17 protein-coding genes are annotated in these 14,123 nt (G+C 71.1%); 4 read left to right on the top strand and 13 right to left on the bottom strand.

Annotated elements, in window-relative coordinates:
• Positions 1-62: 62 nt before the first annotated feature.
• On the bottom strand, positions 63-500 hold the full coding sequence (locus tag AB0E90_RS18415; RefSeq protein WP_360406349.1) for a cell envelope biogenesis protein TolA: 438 nt from the start codon (positions 498-500) through the stop codon (positions 63-65).
• Positions 501-710: 210 nt separating this feature from the next.
• On the opposite strand from AB0E90_RS18415, the gene AB0E90_RS18420 reads away from it, so the two are divergent.
• Positions 711-1,259 (top strand): hypothetical protein, encoded by a 549-nt coding sequence (locus AB0E90_RS18420; RefSeq protein WP_360406352.1) that lies wholly within the window; start codon positions 711-713, stop codon positions 1,257-1,259.
• A gap of 8 nt (positions 1,260-1,267) precedes the next feature.
• Complete coding sequence (locus AB0E90_RS18425) at positions 1,268-1,831, top strand: hypothetical protein (RefSeq protein WP_360406355.1); 564 nt, start codon at positions 1,268-1,270, stop codon at positions 1,829-1,831.
• Positions 1,832-1,868: 37 nt separating this feature from the next.
• Here the strand turns inward: AB0E90_RS18425 and AB0E90_RS18430 are convergent, their stop codons facing one another.
• From AB0E90_RS18430 to AB0E90_RS18440, 3 genes are read right to left on the bottom strand one after another with little or no spacing between them, the layout of a single operon-like run.
• Positions 1,869-3,056 carry an ABC transporter permease gene (locus tag AB0E90_RS18430; RefSeq protein WP_360406358.1) on the bottom strand — a complete coding sequence of 396 codons (1,188 nt, stop codon included), beginning with the start codon at positions 3,054-3,056 and terminating at the stop codon, positions 1,869-1,871.
• Positions 3,053-3,682 carry an ABC transporter ATP-binding protein gene (locus AB0E90_RS18435; RefSeq protein ID WP_360406600.1) on the bottom strand — a complete coding sequence of 210 codons (630 nt, stop codon included), beginning with the start codon at positions 3,680-3,682 and terminating at the stop codon, positions 3,053-3,055. The genes AB0E90_RS18430 and AB0E90_RS18435 overlap by 4 nt, the downstream gene beginning before the upstream one ends.
• Before the next feature lie 26 nt (positions 3,683-3,708).
• Positions 3,709-4,827: an efflux RND transporter periplasmic adaptor subunit gene (locus AB0E90_RS18440; protein WP_360406361.1), complete on the bottom strand. Its 1,119-nt coding sequence runs from the start codon at positions 4,825-4,827 to the stop codon at positions 3,709-3,711.
• A gap of 90 nt (positions 4,828-4,917) precedes the next feature.
• Here AB0E90_RS18440 and AB0E90_RS18445 point away from each other — a divergent pair, with 90 nt between their 5' ends.
• Together AB0E90_RS18445 and AB0E90_RS18450 are read left to right on the top strand one after the other, a co-directional pair.
• Entirely contained in the window at positions 4,918-5,619 is a 702-nt protein-coding gene (locus AB0E90_RS18445) for a response regulator transcription factor (RefSeq protein WP_360406364.1), read from the top strand.
• Positions 5,616-7,415, top strand: coding sequence for a HAMP domain-containing sensor histidine kinase (locus AB0E90_RS18450; RefSeq protein WP_360406367.1), 1,800 nt, complete (start codon positions 5,616-5,618; stop codon positions 7,413-7,415). Before AB0E90_RS18445 ends, AB0E90_RS18450 begins: the two co-directional genes overlap by 4 nt.
• Here the strand turns inward: AB0E90_RS18450 and AB0E90_RS18455 are convergent.
• The 9 genes from AB0E90_RS18455 to fliS form a co-directional block, all read right to left on the bottom strand.
• The gene (locus AB0E90_RS18455; RefSeq protein WP_360406370.1) at positions 7,412-8,719 is read right to left on the bottom strand and encodes a FliI/YscN family ATPase; all 1,308 of its coding nucleotides are present in this window, start codon (positions 8,717-8,719) and stop codon (positions 7,412-7,414) included. The genes AB0E90_RS18450 and AB0E90_RS18455 overlap by 4 nt on opposite strands.
• Before the next feature lie 13 nt (positions 8,720-8,732).
• Positions 8,733-9,407, bottom strand: a complete 675-nt coding sequence (locus tag AB0E90_RS18460) for a FliH/SctL family protein (RefSeq protein ID WP_360406373.1) — start codon at positions 9,405-9,407, stop codon at positions 8,733-8,735.
• The gene (gene fliG, locus AB0E90_RS18465) at positions 9,391-10,386 is read right to left on the bottom strand and encodes a flagellar motor switch protein FliG (protein ID WP_360406376.1); all 996 of its coding nucleotides are present in this window, start codon (positions 10,384-10,386) and stop codon (positions 9,391-9,393) included. The genes AB0E90_RS18460 and fliG overlap by 17 nt, the downstream gene beginning before the upstream one ends.
• A 122-nt stretch (positions 10,387-10,508) precedes the next feature.
• Positions 10,509-12,134, bottom strand: a complete 1,626-nt coding sequence (gene fliF, locus AB0E90_RS18470; protein ID WP_360406379.1) for a flagellar basal-body MS-ring/collar protein FliF — start codon at positions 12,132-12,134, stop codon at positions 10,509-10,511.
• Position 12,135: 1 nt separating this feature from the next.
• Positions 12,136-12,483, bottom strand: coding sequence for a flagellar hook-basal body complex protein FliE (gene fliE, locus AB0E90_RS18475; protein WP_360406382.1), 348 nt, complete (start codon positions 12,481-12,483; stop codon positions 12,136-12,138).
• Positions 12,484-12,488: 5 nt separating this feature from the next.
• Positions 12,489-12,881 carry a flagellar basal body rod C-terminal domain-containing protein gene (locus tag AB0E90_RS18480; RefSeq protein ID WP_360406385.1) on the bottom strand — a complete coding sequence of 131 codons (393 nt, stop codon included), beginning with the start codon at positions 12,879-12,881 and terminating at the stop codon, positions 12,489-12,491.
• Between the two features lie 4 nt (positions 12,882-12,885).
• On the bottom strand, positions 12,886-13,233 hold the full coding sequence (locus AB0E90_RS18485) for a flagellar basal body rod C-terminal domain-containing protein (RefSeq protein ID WP_360406388.1): 348 nt from the start codon (positions 13,231-13,233) through the stop codon (positions 12,886-12,888).
• A gap of 178 nt (positions 13,234-13,411) precedes the next feature.
• Positions 13,412-13,732: a hypothetical protein gene (locus AB0E90_RS18490; RefSeq protein ID WP_360406391.1), complete on the bottom strand. Its 321-nt coding sequence runs from the start codon at positions 13,730-13,732 to the stop codon at positions 13,412-13,414.
• A 1-nt stretch (position 13,733) separates the two neighbouring features.
• Positions 13,734-14,114 carry a flagellar export chaperone FliS gene (fliS, locus tag AB0E90_RS18495; RefSeq protein WP_360406394.1) on the bottom strand — a complete coding sequence of 127 codons (381 nt, stop codon included), beginning with the start codon at positions 14,112-14,114 and terminating at the stop codon, positions 13,734-13,736.
• Positions 14,115-14,123 lie beyond the last annotated feature (9 nt).

Genomic DNA, 14,123 nt, shown 5'->3' on the forward strand with positions numbered 1-14,123 from the left:
TCGCTCCGAGCTGCCAAGAGCAAGTTCCGCACTGAGCCTGCTGATTCGCTCGCTTCGCTCGTTCATGCCAGCCCCCGGGCGGCGTTACGGGCCTTGGAAGTCGTGGACAGTTCGTCCAGGTTCGCCTGATCGGCCTTGAGGTCGTGGGCGCGGACCAGCTCGGCGTGCCTCTCGGCCATCATCTCCACCGCCCGGCGGCGCTTGGCGGCGTCGGCGAGGACGGCGACCCGCTCCCGCTCGACCTCCTCGGCGTCGGTCACCATGCGCTGCGCGTCGAACAGGCTCGCCGCCAGCGACTGCCGGGCGACCAGCGAGGCGACCATGGCCCGGGCGGTGCCCTCGCTCGGGGCATCGGCGCCGACCAGTTGGAGGCTGCGGCGCTTGACCAGGGCCTCGGCGTCACGGATCTCCGCGCGTGACTGGTTCACGGCACCACGGGCGGCGTCTTCCTGGGCCTTGCGGGCACGGAGCACGGGTGCGAGTCCGAAGATGCGTTTCAAGGCTGGCCTCCAAGCGGTGGTCCGGGTCAGGACTCCCTCAGATGTCTCGTCGGCCCGGACCCTGATTCGCTGAGTGCTGCACCCGAGCTGCAACGGAGCAGCCGATGAACCTGACATTTTCCTCACGTCCCTCCGCGAGGCTGTCCGACGCCCGGGATCGCCCCGGGCGCCGGACAGAGAGGCAACCGCATGCGCAGGAGTCAGGTTCTGATGGCAGCCGCGCTCGCGCTGAGCGTGCTGTCGGCCTGCGAATCCGAGGGCCAGGCAGAGAAGGGACGGGTGGCCACGCTCACCAGCACCGCGGCCACGCCGTCCGCGTCGGCTGCGGCGACGGCGCAGCGGCCGCGGGAGCGGCTGGACACGACGCCGGAGGAGTTCGAGGCGATGCTGGGCCCCTACAACAAATGTATGAAGGAGCACGGCGGCCTGCTGAAGGGCGACATCGTCACCGGCGGTAACGTGGCCCGGCCGGCCACCGCGAAGGAGAAGGAGGCCTCCGACGAGGCGACCCGGATCTGCGAGCCGCAGTTCTATCCGCTCCCGCCGTGGGAGAAGGACCCGGCCAACCCGGAGGCCCGCGACTTCGCCCGCGACGTGGTGAAGTGCCTCAAGGGCAAGGGCGTGGAGTACGTCGAGGTCTCCGACGACGGCATCAGCCTCGCCCTGGGCGGCGACCAGAACGACGCGAAGTCGATCCGGCTCGGCCTGGACCTGGCCCCGGAGTGCGAGCGCGCCGTGGCCGCGACGATGAAGAAGTAGCCGGCGGCATGCCGAGAAGTCACGCATTGCTGCTGGTCATGGCGATTTCGCTGGCGGGCTGTGAGTCCTGGGGGCCGGCCCGCGGTGGCCCCGAGGTGGCCACGCTGGCCAGCCCGTCGGCCACGGCGTCGGCCGCACCCCAGCCGGAGCGCCCGCGCGAGCGGCTGGACGGCACGCCCGAGGAGTACGAGGCCATGCTCGGGCCGTACAACAAGTGCCTGAAGGAGCACGGCGCCCTGCCGAAGAGCGAGTGGTACCAGGGCGATCAGGTGCCCGAGCGGAGCAAGCTGATCGAGCTGGCCGACAAGGCCACGGCGGCGGACCGGATCTGCGGCCCGCTCTACTCCCCGCTGCCGCCGTGGGAGAAGGACCCGGCCAACCCGCAGTCCCGCGACTTCGCCCGCGATGTGGTGAAGTGCCTCAAGGGCAAGGGGATCAAGTACGTCGAGGTCGGTGCCAACGGCGTCGACGTCGAGCTCGGCGGGCGGAACAACGACGTGAAGTCGATCCGGGACGGCCTGGACCTGATCCCGGACTGCGAACGGCAGGCCGCGGCGAAGTTGACGAAGTAGAGGGCGCCGGAGGGCGGCGAGCGCCGCCCTCCCGGCCTCAGACGGTGGCGAGCGCCTGCGTCGGGGTCAGCCGGGCCGCGCGTACGCACGGGTAGACGCCGGCCAGCACTCCGATCACGATGGCCCCACCCACCCCGAGCGCCGCCGACCGGCCCGGGATCACCAGCGGCCACTCCTGCCAGGTCGCGTACCCGATGGTGGCGAGCAGACCCAGCGCGGTGCCGCCGACGCCGCCGACCGTGGCCAGCAGCACCGACTCGGTGAGGAACTGGCCCCGGATCTGGCCGCGGGTGGCGCCCAGGGCCCGCCGGAGGCCGATCTCGGAGCGCCGTTCCAGCACCGAGACGACCATCGTGTTGGCCACCCCGATGCCGCCGACCGCGAGGGCCACCCCGGCCAGGGCCAGGAACAGCACCGAGAAGCTGCGCTCGGTCGCCCGCTTGGCGGCGAGGGCGTCGGACGGCCGGGTGACCATCACCGCCCCCGGCCGCTCCGGCGAGATGGTCTCGGCCAGCACGCCGCGCACCGCCTCGATCTGCGCCTCGTCGCTCTGCACGTAGAGGACCGTCGGATGCCCGTCGAAGGCCAGCTCGGACTTGGCCGACGGCCAGCCGACCAGCACCGACCGGTCGATGTCGGGGGTGAGCGGGGTGGTGGCTAGGATCCCGACGACGGTGAACCGCCGGTCGGCGATCACCACCTGGGGCGCGGGCGCGCCGGCCGGCAGACCGGTCACGCCCAGCCGGCCGGCGGCGACCGAGCCGAGCACCACGGCCGGGAACCGCTCGGTCGCCGCGGTCAGCCACCGGCCCGACCGGACCCGCGCGTTGATCGCCGGCAGCAAGTCGGTGCGGGCGGCGAGCACGGTCAGGCCGGAGCCGTCGGCCGGGTCGGTGCGGTCGTTGCGGCGTACCAGCGTGTGGGTGTTGGCGACCGCGCTGACCGTGGTGACCGGGCCGATCCGCCGGACCATGTCGACCGCCGATTCCGGCAGTTGAGCCGGCGGGTCGACGTCGGGCAGCGCCACCGCCTGCAGGGTGTTGGTGCCGAGCGCGCTGAGCTTCTCGACGAGCGCCGCCTGGCTGGACGCCGGGATGCCGGTCACCACGATCATGGTGGCGATGCCGATCGCGATGCCCAGGCCGGACAGGGCGGCCCGGGCCGGGCGGGTGCGCATGCCGAGCATCCCGAGCGACAGGAAGTCGGCGACCGAGAGACGAATCATCGGACCAGCCGCCCGTCCCGGATCTCGATCTGCCGGGGCATCGACGCCGCGATGTCCCGGTCGTGGGTGATCAGCGCGATGGTGGCGCCCTGCTCGTTCAGCCGGCGCAGCAGCGTCAGCACGGCCTGGCCGTTCGCAGTGTCCAGGGCGCCGGTCGGTTCGTCGGCCAGCACCAGGGACGGCTGGTTGACCAGGGCCCGGGCGATCGCCACCCGCTGCCGTTCGCCGCCGGACAGTTGCTGCGGACGGTGCCCGGCCCGATGGGCGAGGCCGACCCGGGCCAGCGCGGCCAGCGCCCGTTCCCGGCGGTGCCGGCGCGCCACCCCGGCGTAGAGCAGGCCGGTGGACACGTTCTCCGCCGCGGTGAGCCCGTCGGTGAGGTGGAACTGCTGGAAGACGAAGCCGATCTCGCGGGCGCGCAGCGCGGACAGTTTCCGGTCGCTGAGGGTGGCCACGTCCTGCCCGGCGATCCACACCGTGCCCGAGGTGGGCCGGTCCAGCGTGCCGATGATGTTCAGCAGGGTCGACTTGCCCGACCCGGACGGGCCGACGATCGCCACCAGTTCGCCGGCGGCGATGTCCAGGCTCACTCCGGTGAGGGCGGCCACCCCGCCGGGATAGCGCATGCTCGCGTCGCGTACCGAAAGAACGGTCACGACGCCACCACCACGGTGAGGCCCTCGGTCAGGCCGTCGCCGCTGATCTGCACCCAGCCGTCGGCGAACATCCCGGTCTGCACCGCGACCAGGCCGTCCGGGCCCTGCACCGCGTAACCGCCCTCGGTCAGCGCGATCAGCGCCTCGATCGGCGCGGCCAGCGCACCCTTGACGGTCTTGCCGGCGATGTTGACCCGGACGGCGGCCGAGTCGAGCTTGGCGATCGTCGCCGGGTCGTCGACGGTCACCGACACGGTCAGTTTCGGCGGGCCGTCGGCGACGCCGCCGTCCGCCGTCGTGACGGTGCGGCCCACCGCGAGAATGCGGGCTTTGACCGTACGGTCGTCGGGCAGCGTGACGGTGACCGCGTCACCGCGTTCCACCGCAGCGGCCTCGCTCAGCTCCGCCGACACGGTGATCACCTTGCGGGTGGAGGTGACCGACATCAGCGCGGCGTTCGCCGGGGAACCGGGCAGCGCCGCGATCGAGTCGACCCGGACCGCGCCCGGGAGCACCTCGACGTCCCCCACCGCGATCGTGCCGGTGACCGGCCGGCCCACGTCCTTCTGCCAGCGCTTGACCGCCGCGATCAGCCCGTCGGTGAGGACGCTCGCGCCGTCCTCGACCGGCAACCGGCCGAAGTCGTACCCGAGCGCCCGCAGATTTTCCGCGATGATCCGTACGTCCCGGCCGGTCAGGTTCTTCCCCGCGATCGGCCGGTACAGCGGCATGCTGCCGTAGAACAGCATCACCGGCTTGTCGTCGGCCCGGAACAGCTGCCGCCCTCGTTTGATCGTGGCGCCGACGGCCGGCAGCCAGGTCACCGTTGCGTCGGTGTGCCCGGCGAGCGGGCGGGGCGTGCCGAATCCGATGGTGCCGTCCAGCTTCCGGGTGGTCGACAGGTCGCGGCGCTCGAGCGCCACCGTCTCGACCGCCGTCGTCGGCTCGGCCACCGGCTCGCCGGCCGACCGGTGCCGGATCACCACGACCGCGGCGCCGGCGCCCAGAACGATCGCCACCACGCCCGCGGCCAGCCACTTCGCCGTCCGTCCGCGCCGCGGTGGCGGGTCCGGGGCGAGCGGGATCACTTCGGTCTGGTCTGCCGTCGGATGCATGGCGACGAGCGTGGCCGGAGGGCGTTAGAAAGCTGTTAGGTATCGAGGAAAGTTCTCACCGCGTGGGCGGGCGGTCCTATCATCGCCGCCATGTGTGCTCAGGTGCTCGTGGCCGACGACGATCCCCGCCAGGCCGAGGTGGTCCGGCGGTACCTGGTCGCGGAAGGTCACGAGGCTCTCGTCGTGCACGACGGCCGGGCCGCGCTGGAGGAGGCCCGGCGCTGGCGGCCCGACCTGCTGGTGCTCGACGTCATGATGCCCGGCCTGGACGGCCTGCACGTCTGCCACACGCTGCGCCAGGAGTCGGATGTGCTGGTGCTGATGCTGACCGCCCGGACGACCGAGGCGGACCTGCTGCGCGGCCTGGAACTGGGCGCCGACGATTACCTGACCAAGCCGTACAGCCCGCGCGAGCTGATGGCCCGGGTGCGCACCCTGCTCCGGCGGGCCTCCCGCGGCGCGAGCGGCCCGGCCGCCGTCCCCGAGCCCCAGCGGGTCGGCCGGATCGGCGTCGACCGGACCCGGCACCAGATCACCGTGGACGGCGTCCCGGTCGAGTGCACCCGGGGCGAGTTCGCCATCCTGGCCGCCATGTCGGCGCAGCCGGACCGGGTGTTCACCCGCTCCCAGCTGCTGCACCACACTCGCGGGATGGACCGGAGCTCGACCGAGCGGACCATCGACGTCCACGTGATGAACCTGCGCCGCAAGATCGAGGTCGACCCGCAGCGGCCGGTTCAGTTGATCACCGTCCACGGCGTCGGCTACAAACTGGCGGCGGAGACACCGTGACCGGCGGCCGGGTGCCGGTGCGGCACAGCCTGGTGACCCGGCTGCTGGCCACCTCGGTGCTGATCGCCGTCGCCGCGATCGTCGCGACCGCCTGGCTGGCCGCCAGCACCGCCACCCGGGCCCTGCGCCAGGAGCAGGGCCGGTCGCTCACCGAGGACAAGGGTGTCTACGACATGCTGGTCGCGTACGCGGCGACCCACGCCGACTGGTCCGGCGTGCCCGCGTTGATCCAGCAGCGAGCGGTCAAGCTCGGCCGCCGGATCACGATCACCACCCCGGAGCGGATGGTGATCGCCGATTCCGGGCCCGGCCCGTCGCTGGCGACCGCGAGCCCGTCCGCCACCGTCGACCCGCTCAACCTGGACCTCGCCCTGACCGGCGGCACCGAGCGGATCGACGCCCGGGCCACCGGCCCGTTCCGGATCCCGGCCGACCAGCGCGACAGTCTCCGGAAGATCGCCGCCGACCAGGTGTCGTGCCTGCGCAAGAACGGCGCCGACGGGAAGATCACCGAGCAGGCGACCGGCCGGCCCGCGGTCACCGTGATCGGCGCCGATTCGGCCAAGCTCGAGGCGGTCTGCGACCGGGAGCTGCAATACGAGATCACCAAGGCCGAGGTCAAACCGCTGCGGAGCCTGGGCCTGATGACCTCCGACTGCGTCGGCCTGCCGGCGAACTATCGCATCGGGGTGTGGCCGGACTTCTCGACGTACTTCCTGAAGGTCGACTCGGCCAACGGCACGGCCGCACAGATCCGGCAGTCCGTGCCGCTGCCCGACACCGGCACCCCGGCGTCCGCCACCCGCATCCGCGGTTGCCTGGAGAAGTCCCGGCGGACCATCCTTGCGCCCTACGTCGCCCCGGCCGCCCTGCTGTTCGTCACCGACCCGGCGGCCGGCGCCGACCAGACCCGGTTCACCCTGTCCCGGGCGAACACGATCCGGATCGTGACCACCACCGGCGCCGTCCTGCTCGTCACGATCCTGGTCACGGTGCTGGTCGGTCGGCGGCTGGTGCGCCCGCTGCGGGCCCTGACCGAGGCCGCCGACCGGCACGACCTGGCCCCGGTGTCGACCCAGGACGAGATCGGCCGGCTGGCCCGCGCGCTCAACGACTCCACCGAGCGGCGCGACCGGGCCGAGGCCCAGCGCCGCGCCATGGTCAGCGACGTGGCGCACGAGCTGCGCACGCCGCTGACGAACATCCGGAGCTGGCTGGAGGCCGCCCAGGACGACCTGGCCCCGACCGACGCTCAACTGCTCGGGCTCCTGCACGAGGAGGCCATCCTGCTGCAGCACGTCATCGACGACCTGAGCGACCTGGCCGCGGCGGATGCCGGCACGCTGCGCGTCCATCCCGAGCCGACGAACCTTCGGGACGTGCTCACCCAGGTGGTGGACAGCCATCGCGCCCCCGCCCACGAGGCCGGGGTGGACCTGACGACGGCGATCGACGGCGATCCGGTGGTGCCGGCCGACGCGGTGCGGCTGCGCCAGATGGTCGGCAATCTGGTCGCCAACGGCCTGCGCTACACCCCGCGCGGCGGCTCGGTCACGGTCGGCGCGCACGGCTCGACGATCACCGTGCGCGACACCGGCATCGGCATCGCCCCGGAGAACCTGCCGAAGGTCTTCGACCGGTTCTGGCGGGCCGACGAGTCCCGCAGCCGGTCCACCGGCGGCAGCGGCCTCGGCCTGGCCATCGTCCGCAAGCTGACCGAGGCGCACGGTGGCACGATCGAGGTCGCGAGCGCCCCCGGCGACGGCACCACGTTCACCATCCGCCTGCCGTTCTAGGCGGCGTTGACCAGGGCGTGCAGCTGGGCCCACGCGACTTCCGGGATTACCTTCTCGTCCATGTCCTGGCGCAGGAACGCCGTGATGTGCGCCCACAGGGCGTTCGCCCGGTCGGCCTCCGGGTTGGTCCCGGGGACGTAGGCGCCGATCTCGACCAGCTCGCGGACCTCCCGGTGGGCGGCCATCAGGCGGCGCAGCTCGGTGGCGTCGGCGCGCTGTTCGCGGGTCGTGATGCGGTTCGCCACCCGGGAGATCGAGTCGAGGGCCTGGATGGCCGGGAAGTGGCCGGCGGTGGCCAGCTTGCGGTCCAGCACCACGTGGCCGTCGAGGATCGAGCGGGCCGCGTCGGCAATCGGCTCGTTGTGGTCGTCGCCCTCCACCAGCACCGTGTAGAGGCCGGTGATGCTGCCGCGCGCGCCGGGGCCGGCCCGCTCCAGCAGCGACGCCAGCATGGCGAAGACCGACGGGGGATATCCGCGGGTGGCCGGCGGCTCGCCTACCGACAGGCCCACCTCGCGCTGCGCCATCGCCGCCCGGGTCACGCTGTCCATCAGGAGCAGCACGTCGTGGCCGTCGTCCCGGTAGTACTCGGCGATCCGGGTGGCCACCGCGCCGGCCCGCAATCGCACCAGCGGCGCCGCGTCCGATGTCGCGATCACCACCACCGAGCGCGCCAGACCCTCCGGTCCCAGGTCGTGCTCGATGAACTCGCGCACCTCGCGACCGCGCTCACCGACCAGCGCGACCACGTTGATCTCGGCCGAGGTGCCGCGGGTGATCATGCTCATCAGGCTGGACTTGCCGACGCCGGAACCGGCGAAGATGCCGATGCGCTGACCACGGCCGCAGGGCACGAGGGTGTCCAGCACCCGCACGCCCAGGGGCATCGGTTTGTCGACCAGCTGGCGCTCCATCGCCGACGGCGGCAACGCGTCGATCCCGACGAGCTCGCCGCGCAGCGGTGGGCCGCCGTCCATCGGCCGGCCGAGGCCGTCCAGGATCCGGCCGCGCAGGTCCGGGCCGACCGCCACCTGCAGCGGGCCACCGGTGTTCGTCACCGGCGTGCCGGTGCCGATCCCGGCCAGCGGGCCGAGCGGCAGGCAGGAGAGCTGCTGGCCGTCGAGCGCGGCCACCTCGGCGTAGATCGCCTCCGGCCCGTCGCCCATCTGCAACAGGTCGCCGACCCGGGCCGCCACCCCGCTCACCGTGACCCGCAGGCCGACCGCCCCGGTCACCCGGCCGCGGCTGAGTGGTTTGGCCGCGGCCAGCGCCGCACTCATCCGATTCCGCAATACGTCGGTCATCTGCTGCCTCCAGCTAGAGCCGCAGCGCCTCCCGGGCGCGAGCGACCGCGGCCTCGATCGTGGCGTCCACCGACGCCATGCCGGAGTCCGCGACCGCGTCACCGGGCCGCAGTGTGGCGTCCGGGCGCAGGGTGACCCGGCGCCCCTCGTAGTCGTAGTCGGCCGGCCCGTCGCCGACCAGGGTCCGGTAGTCGTCGGGGCAGAGGCTGACGATCAGCGAACCGGCCTCCGGCGTGGCCGCCATGGCCCGGCGCAGCGCGTCGGCGCCGCGCCGCTGCGGATCGTCCAGGGTGCGCCCGACGATCGCCTCGGCCAGCTCGAAGGCGTGCGCGAGCACTACCTCCTGCAGCTCGGCGAAGGACGGCATGAGCTGGTTCTCCAGCGCCGTGACGGCCCGGCCGAGCGCGTTGACGGCCTGCGCCAGTGCGGCGGTGCGGCGCTGCTCGTGCGCCTGCTCGGCGGCCCGGGCGCGGGCCACCGAATCCTCCGCGGCCGCCGCGACCTCGCGCTGGCCCTGGGCCCAGCCCTCGGCATAGCCGGCGGTCCGGGCCTCCTCCCGGGCCTTGGCCGATGGGGAGTTCGAGCCGGGCGTCCCGTTGCGGAGATCGACGGCGAACTGGGCCGACTCGGCCGACTCGGCGTCGGTGCCACGCAGGAACGGATGCCGCGAGTCAGGCGATGAGCTCATCGGCCTCGCCGCCTCGCTGGACCTCGATCTGGCCGGAGTCCTCGAGCGAGCGGATCACCGAGACGATCTTGGCCTGGGCCTCCTCGACCATCTTGACCTTGACCGGGCCGAGCAGGTCGATCTCCTCGATGAGGTTCTCCCGGCCACGCTCGGAGAGGTTCTTGGTGATCTTGTCGCGGACGGTCTCCGGCACACCCTTGAGCGCGGTGGCCAGATCGGCCGGCTCGACCTGCCGCAGCACCAGCTGCACGGCGCGGTCCTCGAGGTTGACGACGTCCTCGAACATGAACATCCGCCGCCGGATCTCCTCGGCCAGCTCGGGGCTGCGGGCGTCCAGGGCCTCCAGGATGAGCCGCTCGGTGGTCCGGTCGGCCCGGTTGATGATTTCCACGAGCGGTGCCAGGCCGCCGACCGTGGAGAGCTCGTCGGGCTGGAGCACCGAGGAGAGCTTGCGCTGCAGGGCCGTCTCGACCTGCCGGATGATCTCGGGAGAGGTGCGGTCCATCACCGCGATCCGGTGCGCCACCTCGGTCTGCACCTCGAGCGAGAGGCCGGCCAGGATCGCTGAGGCGAGCGCCGCCGGGATGTGCGCGAGCACCAGCGCGATCGTCTGCGGGTGCTCGTACTGCACGTACGAGAGCAACTGCCGGGGGTCGGCGTGGCTCAGGAAGTTGAACGGGATGTCGTTCATCGAGGCTTCGAGGCGATCCAGGATCAACGCCGCGCGTTCCTTGCCGAGCGACGCCTCGAGCAGCTCGCGGGCGTAGTCCATGCCGCCGGAGCCGGCGTACCGGGTGGTCGCCATGGCGTAGAACTCGTCCATCACGTCGTCGACGACGGTCGGTTCGAGCTTGCCGAGCCGGGCGATCTCGGCCGAGATCATCTCGACCTCTTTCTCCGACATGCTGCCCAGGATCTGCGCGGAGTGCTCCTTGCCGAACTGGACCAGCATGATCGCGGCCTTGCGCACGCCCGTCATCGACAGCGTTGTTAGCTGCGGTGTGCTCAACGCGTACTCTCCTCAGCCCGTCGGCGAAACCCTGAAGCGAAACCAAGCGGAGCGAAAAGGGCGGTCGGCGGAAGCCGACCGCCCATTCGGTGTCAGTGCGTCGGCGCGTCGGCGGCGAGCCAGCCGCGCAGCAGCACTGCCATCTCCTCAGGCTGATCCTGAACCATCTGCTCGATCTCCCGCACGCGTTCGCCGCGAGCTTCCCCATCCGAGTAGCTCTCCGGGGCTGCTTCGAGCATCTGCGCGGGGATCGCGCTGTTCAGCTCGGCGAGGCGTTGCTGCTCGAGCGCGGCCTGCATGTCCTCCAGGTGCTTGCGCTCCTCCGGGCTCAGGGCCTTGCGCTTCTTGGCGCGCCGGGTGGCCCGCCAGGCGAGGAAGAGCAGGAAGAGCACCACTACGCCGAGGGCGCCGGTCTTGATCATCATCATCTGCTTGGCCGTCTGCTCGGCCGCGGTGGCGGCGCTCAGGGCCTGCTGCGCCTGCTGGGCGGCGCTGGTGTCGAACGGCATGGCGCTGACCGCGATCGTGTCGCCGCGGGTCGAGTCGATGCCGGCCGCCGCGCTGACCAGCTGCTGCACCTGGGCCGGGTCGATGGTGCCGGCGGTGGTGCTGTCCAGCAGGACGGCGACGTTCATCTTCTTGATGCTGCCGGGCGCGCTCTTGCGGACCTCGTTGGTCTCGTTGATCGCGTTGTTGCGGACGGCCTGGCTGTTCTCGTACTGGCCGGTGCCGGAGGAGCTGCTGCCCGCAGAACAACCGGGACCGGAGATGTTGTCCGGGCCGAGGACGCCGCCGGCACAGTTCCCGGCGCCGTTGTACGCCTCCCGGTTGTTACTTTCCGAGAGCGCCGGCAGCGACGGGTCGGCGTTGTACGACTTGCTGGAGGTCGACGTCTGATCGAAGTCCAGCTGGGCGGTGGTGGTGACCACCGCGTGCCCGGGACCGACCACGCTGTCCAGCATGTTCTGCAGCGAGCTGTTCATCCGGTTCTGGAAGGCGACGGTCTGCGACTCGTTGCCGCTGTCCCCGCCGGTGCCGACGGCCGCACCACCGCCGGTCGAAAGTATCTTGCCGTCCGCGCCGGCCACCGTGACCTCGGTCGGGTCGAGGCCCTCGACGCTGGAGGCGACCAGGTGCACGATCGCCTGCACCTGCTGGCTGCTCAGCGGCTGGGTCGAGCTCGAGGCGACCAGGACGGACGCGGTCGGCTGGGACTGGTCGTCGGCGAACACGTCCTTCTGCGGGATGACGAGGTGCACGGTGGCCGCCTCGACGCCCTCGATCGACTTGATCGTGTTGGAGAGCTCGCCTTCCAGAGCCCGCTGAAAGTTCGTGTGCTGCATGAAGTCGCTGGTCGTGATGCCCTGCTTGTCGAGCAGCGAGTAGCCGGTGCCGGCGTCGCCGGGCAGGCCCTCGGAGCTCAGCGACAGACGCAGGTTGTTCACCTGGTCCTGCGGCACCATCACGGTCTGGCCGTCGTTGGCCAGCTCGTACTTCGTGCCGGACTTCTGCAGCGACTCGACGATCGCGCTCGCATCCTTGGTCGACAGATTGTTGAACAGGATCGAGTACGTCGGCTTCGACGCCCAGGTCGCGAAGAAGTAGGCACCGACGACAAGGGCGATCATCGCCGCGATCGTGACGGCCTTCTGTCCCGGCGTGAAGGACCGGAAGGTGTCCGTGATGCGGCGAACCGGAGCGGGAAGGCGGTCGGTCATGTCAGGCCTGCATCCTCATGATCTCTTGGAAGGCTTCGACGGCCTTGTTGCGTACGGCGAGGGTGAGCTGCTGGGCGAGCTGAGCCTCGGTGGCGGCCATCGTGTACTGCGCCGGATCCTGCAGCGTGCCCTCCGCGGCCTGGACCGCGAGGTTGTCGGCCTTGCTCTGGGTGGCCTGCACACTTTCCAGGCCCTTCGACAACATGCTGGTGAAGCTCTCGCTCGGGCCGTTGACCGCCTCGTTGGCGTTCGTCGCCGGGGTCGAGCCGGAGAGGCCGGCGACACTGGACACCTTGTCCAGGCCACCGATGGAGGTGAGGCTGCTGATAGCGCCGATCGGCGAGGTCATCTAGCTCACTTCCCCAGGTTGATCGCCGCGGCGTAGGCGTCCTTGGCCCGGTCGACGACCGAGAGGTTCGCCTGGTAGGCCCGCTGGGCCATCATCATCTGGGCCATCTGGCCGCCGAGGTCGATATCCGGGCGGCGGACGTAACCCTGGTTGTCGGCCAGCGGGTTCTCCGGGTCGTAGGTGACGATGCCCTGGGCATTGCCGAGGGCAACCCCACCGACCTGGGCGCCGTTGCCGTCGGACGCTTCCTGCGCGACGACGTAACGAGCCTGGAAAGCCTTCTCGGACGTACGCGTGACGGTGTCGATGTTGGCGATGTTGTCCGACACGGCGTCGAGCCACTTGCGGTAGACGGTCACGCCGGAGCCGGCGACGCCGATCGCGTTGAACGTGCTCATTTACTCAGGCCCCCTTGATCGCGTCACGCAGCATCGAGTACTTGCTGTCCATGGCCCGCAGCGTCAGCTGGTAGCGCATCGTGGTGTCGATGTGCGACAGCGTCTCCTCGTCGAGGTTGACGTTGCTGCCGTTCAGCCGAGTCGGCTCGAGCGAGGTCTGGGTGCTGGGGGACACGCCCGCCGGCGAGTCGCCTCGCTTGATCGCACCCTGCAGAGCCTGCTCGAATTCCACCTTACGGGCGCGATAGCCCGGGGTTTCGATGTTCGCGATGTTGTTCGCGATGGCCGTCTGCCGAGCGGCGAGACCCGCGGCGGCAACGCGGAGGGAAGACGTCGAGATGTCGTCGAACACAGCAGCTCCTTGGATGGTCAGTCCAGGTGCCGTTCCGTGGCTTCTTGATGAGCAATCCGTTGCTCGTACCATGCAGTTCGGCCTGACCTCCGATTCGCTGAGCGCGTAACGGTTGCCGCGAGGTTGCACACAAAAACGTCCCGGACCACACCTGGGTCCGGGACGTCTTTGGTTCGGGTCACATGGCTCGGTCGACGTAGACGGGGCGGTTGATCGCCTCGCCGGTCTCGATCCGGGCGGTCACGGCGATCTGCCGGCGGTTCGAGGTGAGGCGCCGGGCGATCTCCTCGGCCGCCTTCAACTGACGGGTGAGGATCTCGTCGGCGCGTGGCTTGAGCTCGAGCGGCAGGGCGCCGAGTTCGGTGGGCGGCTTCCAGAGGCTGGCCGGCGGGGTCTCGGCGTGCCGGCGCTCGTCGGCCAGCATCGACTCGATCGCGACCACGTCGAGTTCGAGGTCGTCGAGGGCCTCGGTCCAGGCGCCGTGCCAGTCGCCGGTCATGTCACCCAGCGACCGCTGCCGCGGCCGCCTCCCGCCAGGTGTCACGCAGCGGCTCGGCCAGCTCGCGGATGGCCTTGATCCGGTCGGGATCGCGGGCGATGTTCGCGCCGATCAGCTCGGTGAGCATCCAGCCGTAGATGTTGGCCAGAGCGGGCGCGCCCGACCAGGCGTCGACGTCGAGGCTGGTGCGCAGCTCGATGACGATCTCCTGGGCGTGGGTGATCTTGTCGTGCGCCTCCTCCCGCGCGTCGGAGCGCAGGGCCTGCTCGGCCTGTCCGAGGTCGAGGACGAGCCGGTCGTACAGCATGATCAGCAGTTTGCCGGGCGAGGCGGTGTTGACGGAGTCCTGCAGATAGCGGTCGCGGAGGTGTGGGGCGGTCAATTGGTCTCC

The sequence above is a fragment of the Actinoplanes sp. NPDC026619 genome (assembly GCF_040638295.1).
Lineage (GTDB): Bacteria > Actinomycetota > Actinomycetes > Mycobacteriales > Micromonosporaceae > Actinoplanes.

Coding starts and splice junctions, on each gene's coding strand:
- AB0E90_RS18420 (WP_360406352.1), top strand. CDS start 711: ATGGCAGCCGCGCTCGCGCTGAGCGTGCTGTCGGCCTGCGAATCCGAG.
- AB0E90_RS18425 (WP_360406355.1), top strand. CDS start 1,268: ATGCCGAGAAGTCACGCATTGCTGCTGGTCATGGCGATTTCGCTGGCG.
- AB0E90_RS18430 (WP_360406358.1), bottom strand. CDS start 3,056: ATGATTCGTCTCTCGGTCGCCGACTTCCTGTCGCTCGGGATGCTCGGC.
- AB0E90_RS18435 (WP_360406600.1), bottom strand. CDS start 3,682: ATGCGCTATCCCGGCGGGGTGGCCGCCCTCACCGGAGTGAGCCTGGAC.
- AB0E90_RS18440 (WP_360406361.1), bottom strand. CDS start 4,827: ATGCATCCGACGGCAGACCAGACCGAAGTGATCCCGCTCGCCCCGGAC.
- AB0E90_RS18445 (WP_360406364.1), top strand. CDS start 4,918: ATGTGTGCTCAGGTGCTCGTGGCCGACGACGATCCCCGCCAGGCCGAG.
- AB0E90_RS18455 (WP_360406370.1), bottom strand. CDS start 8,719: ATGACCGACGTATTGCGGAATCGGATGAGTGCGGCGCTGGCCGCGGCC.
- AB0E90_RS18460 (WP_360406373.1), bottom strand. CDS start 9,407: ATGAGCTCATCGCCTGACTCGCGGCATCCGTTCCTGCGTGGCACCGAC.
- fliG (WP_360406376.1), bottom strand. CDS start 10,386: ATGACGGGCGTGCGCAAGGCCGCGATCATGCTGGTCCAGTTCGGCAAG.
- fliF (WP_360406379.1), bottom strand. CDS start 12,134: ATGACCGACCGCCTTCCCGCTCCGGTTCGCCGCATCACGGACACCTTC.
- fliE (WP_360406382.1), bottom strand. CDS start 12,483: ATGACCTCGCCGATCGGCGCTATCAGCAGCCTCACCTCCATCGGTGGC.
- AB0E90_RS18480 (WP_360406385.1), bottom strand. CDS start 12,881: ATGAGCACGTTCAACGCGATCGGCGTCGCCGGCTCCGGCGTGACCGTC.
- AB0E90_RS18490 (WP_360406391.1), bottom strand. CDS start 13,732: ATGACCGGCGACTGGCACGGCGCCTGGACCGAGGCCCTCGACGACCTC.